The sequence below is a fragment of the Phytobacter sp. V91 genome, assembly GCF_965644225.1.
Lineage (GTDB): Bacteria > Pseudomonadota > Gammaproteobacteria > Enterobacterales > Enterobacteriaceae > CBFFRJ01.
The window spans coordinates 1-6,430 of sequence record NZ_CBFFRJ010000193.1 but is presented as its reverse complement, the minus strand read 5'-3'; the positions used below and the strand labels follow the sequence as shown (position 1 = coordinate 6,430).

5 protein-coding genes and 2 pseudogenes are annotated in these 6,430 nt (G+C 49.9%); 1 reads left to right on the top strand and 6 read right to left on the bottom strand.

Annotated features, from left to right (window positions below; all coding sequences use genetic code 11):
- Window positions 1–181: 181 nt before the first annotated feature.
- From nadS to ACSZO4_RS24070, 5 genes and pseudogenes are all read right to left on the bottom strand, one after another.
- Window positions 182–466, bottom strand: coding sequence for a NadS family protein (gene nadS / locus ACSZO4_RS24090; RefSeq protein WP_437891602.1), 285 nt, complete (start codon window positions 464–466; stop codon window positions 182–184).
- Window positions 467–515: 49 nt separating this feature from the next.
- Window positions 516–799: pseudogene (locus ACSZO4_RS24085) on the bottom strand (type II toxin-antitoxin system RelE/ParE family toxin).
- 455 nt (window positions 800–1,254) lie between these two features.
- Window positions 1,255–1,740 carry an MbeB family mobilization protein gene (locus ACSZO4_RS24080; protein WP_437891604.1) on the bottom strand — a complete coding sequence of 162 codons (486 nt, stop codon included), beginning with the start codon at window positions 1,738–1,740 and terminating at the stop codon, window positions 1,255–1,257.
- Window positions 1,741–2,110: 370 nt separating this feature from the next.
- Window positions 2,111–2,260 (bottom strand): annotated as a pseudogene (locus ACSZO4_RS24075) (plasmid mobilization relaxase MbeA); the annotation flags it as partial.
- A 157-nt stretch (window positions 2,261–2,417) separates the two neighbouring features.
- A complete protein-coding gene (locus tag ACSZO4_RS24070) occupies window positions 2,418–2,744 on the bottom strand; it encodes a MobC family plasmid mobilization relaxosome protein (RefSeq protein WP_437891601.1) in 327 nt (108 codons plus the stop codon).
- 567 nt (window positions 2,745–3,311) lie between these two features.
- On the opposite strand from ACSZO4_RS24070, the gene ACSZO4_RS24065 reads away from it, so the two are divergent.
- Entirely contained in the window at window positions 3,312–5,405 is a 2,094-nt protein-coding gene (locus ACSZO4_RS24065) for a TonB-dependent receptor (protein ID WP_437891599.1), read from the top strand.
- Between the two features lie 25 nt (window positions 5,406–5,430).
- On the opposite strand, the gene ACSZO4_RS24060 is transcribed toward ACSZO4_RS24065, so the two are convergent.
- Window positions 5,431–6,357, bottom strand: coding sequence for a replication initiation protein (locus tag ACSZO4_RS24060; RefSeq protein WP_437891597.1), 927 nt, complete (start codon window positions 6,355–6,357; stop codon window positions 5,431–5,433).
- Between the last annotated feature and the right edge of the window lie 73 nt (window positions 6,358–6,430).

The following is a 6,430-nucleotide window of genomic DNA, read 5'->3' as shown; positions in this document are numbered from 1 at the left end:
TTATGGCGGGCTGTTGTCTGGCACGGTTCATGTGCTAATATCCTTTCAAGGTTTCGTACCTGGCCCTGGTTATCATGTCGCTCCGCCAAGAATGAGCATGATTTCCGGGGCTTTGTTTTTTCTGTTGCCGTTAAATTACACGCGAACGGCCTCGCCTGTCGAATCCTTCTGTCACAACGGCTTAGTGCGCCGCCAGCGCCTGGAAGAATTTCGGGTTAGCCTGGATGGTTGCCAGCACCTTCGCCGCCAGTCCGGTCGGGTTACGGCGTCCGGTTTCCCAGCTTTTGATAGTATCGAGGCTGGTTCCCAGCACTTTCGCCATCTCGCTCTGTGAAACGTTCAGCTGTGCCCTGATGGCCTTCACGTCTGCCAGTTCGTAACGGGTGACGCGGGCGGGCGCTCTGACGCCGTTTTTGATTTCCACGGCTTCTTCCAGCGATGCTTTCAGCTCGTCAAAAAAACGCATGTCACACCTCATCTCTCAGTTGTTGGGTCAGCGTCTTCAGGGCGGCTTTCTACGCGTCCGTCAGGCTGTCTTTGGTGCTTTTCGGGTAGGCCATTACCAGATAAATCACCTCGGCGGTGGCCAGGAAGTAAATCACCCTCGCACTGCCGCTTTTTCCCTGGTTGCCCGTCGCCATCCTGATTTTGCGCAGCCCCCCGGTTTTCTGGATGAGATCGCCTTTGTCCGGCGACTCAATCAGCGTCTTTTGCAGCGCACTGAGCGCTTCATCCGTGGCGATCTGTTTATCTGACGGGTAAACATCGGGGTCTCGATAAACTCAATCGCGTGACTCACGGCTGCCTCCTGTGCTTATTGGAGTACACAGTACGCTTAGCTCTGATTCCGGAAAAGCGGTCACATCGAGGGGCCATAGTAGCGGGTCGGTTTTTTATGCGGCTCCGGATCTGGCTTCTGCTCACGCTGCTTCTCGGCGTAGGCGCGGTCGTGCTGTGCAATCAGCGCATCAAGCGGCTGACGTTCCTGCTCAAGCTCTCGACCTGCGCGCGCAAGCTGTCCACCTGACTGCTCAAGTGCTGACACACCTGGTCGCTGTGCGTCAGCGCCTGTGAGGTAGCCTCGAACATGTGCTGCAAGCTGCTGTAGCTGTCCTGCCACGCCTGCTGCTGTTGCTCGTAGCTTGTCTGTAAGCTCTCTAAGGCGCTCAGAAGCTGTTTTTCCATCTCGGTCATGGTTTTGGTCGTCCTCGGTGTTAAAAACGCGCTGTGCCGTTTCAGGGCGCTCTGACGGGGTTATTTCGCCGTGTATTTCACTACGGTGTTGTCGGTCGTCGATGTATAGGTTTCCACGCCGTGCGCCTGCTTCGGCAGCACCACCAGGTAGGTGTTCCGGTGCTTGTCGTCGCTGTAGATCGTCACGCCCGCGCCGCTTTTCGCTTTCAGGCTCGCCAGCTGCTGGCTGTAGCTGTCCATCTCGCTCAGGCGCGAGGTGATGATCGTGCCCTGAAACCAGATTATCCCGCCCAGGATGCCGATCAGCAGGGCGAAGCAGAGGAATATCCACGCCATCGCCGTTGAGACGGAGGCTCTGAGCATGCCCGTCAGTCTGCCGTTCTGCTCGCGGATAGCGTTGCTGATGCTCTGCGAGCTTGATTGCAGTTCCGCGCTGATAGACGTTTCCAGCCTCTCGAACTCGCGCTTCACGCTCTGCTCGGTATCCTGCGCCTGCTGCTTCGATTTCTCCTCGAAGCCCTTCGCTAAATTTAAAATCTCGCTCATAAATCATTCCTTTCAGCCGGATATTTCGGCCGCCGTCCGGATCGGCAATGCTGATGCTGCTTTTCGTTTCCCGCGCCACGGTCAGGCCGTAGCTTTCCAGCTGCATCACCACGTCCTGCCGGCTGCGGATCACGCCCTGCTGCATCAGGTTCATCAGGCCGGCGGTGATTTTCTCTGCCGCCTGCTGTTTGTCGCGGGGCAGGTCGCTGGCCTGCGTCAGCGGACGGCGGTAAGTCGGGTCATTCGGGTCGCGCAGCCCCAGCCGGTCGTTGGTCAGGGTCTGCCAGGCGTTGACGCGGGGACGATCGGCGCGGTCAAAATAGGGTTGCAGGCGTTTGCCGCTCTGTAATTCGATGTTCGGGATGACAAAATTCAGCTCAAGCCGTCCCTTGTCGCGGTGCTCCACCCACAGGCAGGCATACTGATCGCGATCGAGACCGGTCAGCAGCGTATGCTCCCATTCGTCCATCAGGCGCGATTTCTCCGCGTCTGCAATGTCCGGCTCCTGGAATGACAGCACGCCGGAGGTGTAGGCGCGGGCAAAGTCGCAGCCGTCGATAAGCTCCCGTACGTGCTCAGGGTTACCGCGAAGTAAGCGGGCCTGTTCCCGCTGCCGGTCTTTACCCAGCAGGTAATCCACAGGCCCGCTGCCCGAACCCGCGCCCCGCGAGTGAATTTTAACGATCACGGCTCTGCTCCAGCAGGTCGCCAAGCTGCCGGTCAAGGCTGGTCAGTACGACAAACAGCGAGGCACGTTCAGCAGGCGTCAGGGGATCAGTATGGTTCAGGCGACGGGCTATCTGGTTCAGGTTGTTGCCAATCCCGCTGACCTGTCGCAGCAGTTCGGGCGCCACCTCAGGCACACGGCGCTTGCGTGAGGTGTATTCACCCAGACCAAGCTGACGCAGCCACTCTGCAAGGTGAGTACGGTCACAGCGATCAAGCAGTCGCTGATGCTCACTTTCGGTGAGCCGGATTTTGATCTCTTTCGTTCGCTTTTCCATAGGCTCCGCTGAGAAAAAATGCGCACCACCGTGAGAATTTTTCGCAGTGGATGCCGGGGGTTTCGGGGGGCGGCGAGCCCCCTGAACCAGTCACGGTGGCACCTCGCCAGAGGGGACGCTGTGTGTACTGGCTTAAGGTACAGTGCAGTATGCCAGATTCTGTGCTGGCTGCAAAAAAACAGCCCTCTGCTAAAGAGGGCTGTTATCTGATATAGGCTTGTTATGGTTCGCGCTTAAAAAAACCAAAGCAATTCCTCATATACCCATGATGCTTCAAGTTGCTGAAGCCTGAATCGAAGGCCGCGGTAGGGGGAAGTTGTTGGAGTACGACCATCCTGCATCTTGAAGTTACTTGGGTATAAATGGTATTGAGTATCATTATCAAATAAATTAAAACATCGTTCTTGTACCCTAAATAATTCGAGTTTCAGGAATGCGGCAAACGAACGAGTCCCTATGAGCCTACTTAGGTAAGTGATTCGGGTGAATGAGTACAGCCAACACTCCTGTAATTTGATGTATGTCGGGTATACCTACCTCTTTACACACATACGGGTTGAAAAAAACATGCGAAAAAAAACAGCAATAGCATTATTAACAACAATTGCATCTGCTAACACATTTGCAACAGAAGAAGATGTAATGGTGGTGACTGCATCAGGGTATGAGCAAAAGAAGCGAGATGCCGCAGCAAGCATCTCCGTTATAAGCCAAGAAGAATTGAGTAAGCAAAAATACACTGACCTAGCATCAGCACTCGGTGACGTTGAAGGGCTAGATGTAAGAAGTACTACAGGAAAGACTGGTGGGCTTGATATTAGCATTAGAGGAATGTCAAGCAGTTACACTCTTATCCTAATTGATGGAATTAGACAGAACGGAACATCCGATGTAACACCCAATGGATTTGGCGCAATGAATACCAGCTTTATGCCTCCATTGTCGGCTATAGAAAGAATAGAGATAATTAGAGGGCCAATGTCAACCCTATATGGTTCTGACGCTATAGGCGGCGTTGTGAACATAATAACAAAAAAAACAGCAAAAGAATGGAGTGGTAGCGCAACCCTAGAGCATAATTTTCAAGAAGATACTGACTATGGAGATAGTTCAAAGTTATCTTTTTTCTCTAGTGGCTCATTAATTGAAAACAAACTAGGAATGTCAGTAAGAGGTAGTATATTTAGAAGAGATGCATCACATATTGAATCGTCATCCACGAAGACCGAGTTAAGCAACAGGGGACCTAACCCAGTAAAATCAGAAAACTACAACATAGGCAGTAAATTCAATTGGGAAATAAATGAATTCAATTCATTATGGCTTGATGGTGAGATTGCCAACCAAAAATATGATAATGGAGAAGGTCAATTAGGAACCATTGGTTCCTCCGGTGGATACGAAGATGAACTTCGCTATCAGAGAAGAAAGATAACAATTGGCAGCGACAATCAACTTGGGTTCGGTTTTTTAAAGTCAAGCCTTGCATATAATACAACTGAAACAAAAGGCAGATTGATAACGACAGCATCTGTACCAGATGGTTCTAATTTAGCAGGTAACAAGAGAGAATTAAAAAACACAAATATTATATTTGATTCAAGTCTCGTGGCACCAATTGGAGAAAGTCATTTAGCAACCGTTGGAGCTCAATATTGGAATGCAAAAATGAAGGATGGTATTGTATTAGCCAATAATGGTTCAGAATTCGAACAGGATTCGTATGCTTTTTTTGCCGAAGATGAATGGAGATTATTTGAACCTTTATCCCTAACCTATGGGGCACGCTATGAATATCAAGATACATTTGGCGGACATGTAAGCCCAAGAGCCTACTTAGTATGGGACGCTCTTGAACAGGTTACCGTCAAAGGTGGCGTTAGCACTGGATACAAAACACCATCACTATCACAGCTTCACAACGGAATTAGCGGTGTTACGGGGCAAGGTACTATCAATACAATTGGGAATCCAGACTTAGACCCAGAAGAAAGTGTAAATACAGAAATAGGCGTGTACTATGAAAATAACAACGGCTTCGACGCAAACATAACATTGTTCCATAATGATTTCAAAAACAAAATTTCAAGCGAAAGCATTGATGATTACACATCGACGTATACAAACGTAGGGAAAGCCAAAACACAGGGTATCGAGTTTTCGACAAAATTCCCGTTATTTATAGACTCATTATCTTTAAGACTAAACTACACATATACAGATAGTGAGCAAAAAGATGGTGACAACAAGGGCGCTAAACTAACAAACACACCAGAACATATGGCCAATGCAAAACTAAATTTAGTTGTTAATGACAAGTTAGACACCTGGCTGAAGGCTGAGTACAGAGACAAAACTGCTAGATTTACATCAAAATATGAAAATCTTAGCACTGCGAACAAGCTTGTTTATGATGAACTTGGTGCAAACTTTAAGTCGTATACTGTATTCAACTTAGGGGCGACATATAAGCTATCTAAAGATATCACATTGAACGGTGCTATAAATAATATTTTTGATAAAGACTTTACTAAGACGCATGTATTAACATCAGGAAGAACAACGACTACTGCCGGTGACTATTTTGCGTCATCACAAACAACCACTGGAAACGTAATACCAGGAAGAAGCCTGTGGGTTTCTGCAACTGTTAACTTCTAACAAAACGAGCTGGCCTATATTAAGGTCAGCTCTTAATATTCATCTTTTTTAACTTGTAATAAGTAGTTTTCCCAACTCCTATGAGAACCCAAGGTTTCAATTGCCTCTCACTCATTTCATTAATTTTTCGCCCTCCTCCTTTACTCATTTTACCACCTTTACAACCTCTTTCTCTTTGCTTATTTCTATCGTGCGTATTTGATACATACTCAGTAAATGATGATTCAGTGAGGTTACGTTTAGTCCACTTTGCAATGCTTTTGGCTATCCCCGTAACCTCATTTTCATCCAGCGGCGCGGAAAATTGCAGATTATAGGCACTGGCGCGTTCGTAGCAGGCTTGAAGCCACTGGTCATACTCCGGCCAGCCCTGACGGATGGCGCGGTATGCCCACTTGCGGGTTTTATCGAACAGGGTGCAGTTACGGCCCAGGCCGTAGTCGGCAACGATTTCTTTATCGTTCGCCGCGCTCAGGTCGAGAAAGTCGGCCAGCCAGTCCAGCGTGTAGAGTTCCGGCTGCCATACAGCGATTTTCCAGTGGCCGTGGTTCGGATTTTTGCAGATGAGTCCCGAATACCCCGCATCAGCCTCTAATTTTTTACGTAGCGCGTTCTCCACGGCGGCGGCGTAGCGCAGCGGCTTCATTTTTCCGTCCGGCGCGGTGCGTATCGGGGTTTTCAGCGCGTACAGCAGGTGCGCGTGTCCGTTGTCGGGGTTGGTAATGGTCAGCGTGGGCGCGGGCGCGTTGCGGTCGCTCCAGTCGATGGCGGCACCGGCGCGATCAACGTCGAATCCCAGCCAGAACATGGCGTGAGGCTGATTGAACTGGATGTATTTCGCCAGAAGGGCGCGTTCCTTACCGGCAATGCGTACACCAAAGTGCAGATCGTCCGAAAAGTACGGCTTGTGCGGTAAGCGGTCGTTGAAGAGTGTGAGTGCGGCGTTATGCAATGCGCCCTGCGCTTATGGCGGGCTGTTGTCTGGCACGGTTCATGTGCTAATATCCTTTCAAGGTTTCGTACCT

Coding starts and splice junctions, on each gene's coding strand:
- nadS (WP_437891602.1), bottom strand. CDS start 466: ATGCGTTTTTTTGACGAGCTGAAAGCATCGCTGGAAGAAGCCGTGGAA.
- ACSZO4_RS24080 (WP_437891604.1), bottom strand. CDS start 1,740: ATGAGCGAGATTTTAAATTTAGCGAAGGGCTTCGAGGAGAAATCGAAG.
- ACSZO4_RS24070 (WP_437891601.1), bottom strand. CDS start 2,744: ATGGAAAAGCGAACGAAAGAGATCAAAATCCGGCTCACCGAAAGTGAG.
- ACSZO4_RS24065 (WP_437891599.1), top strand. CDS start 3,312: ATGCGAAAAAAAACAGCAATAGCATTATTAACAACAATTGCATCTGCT.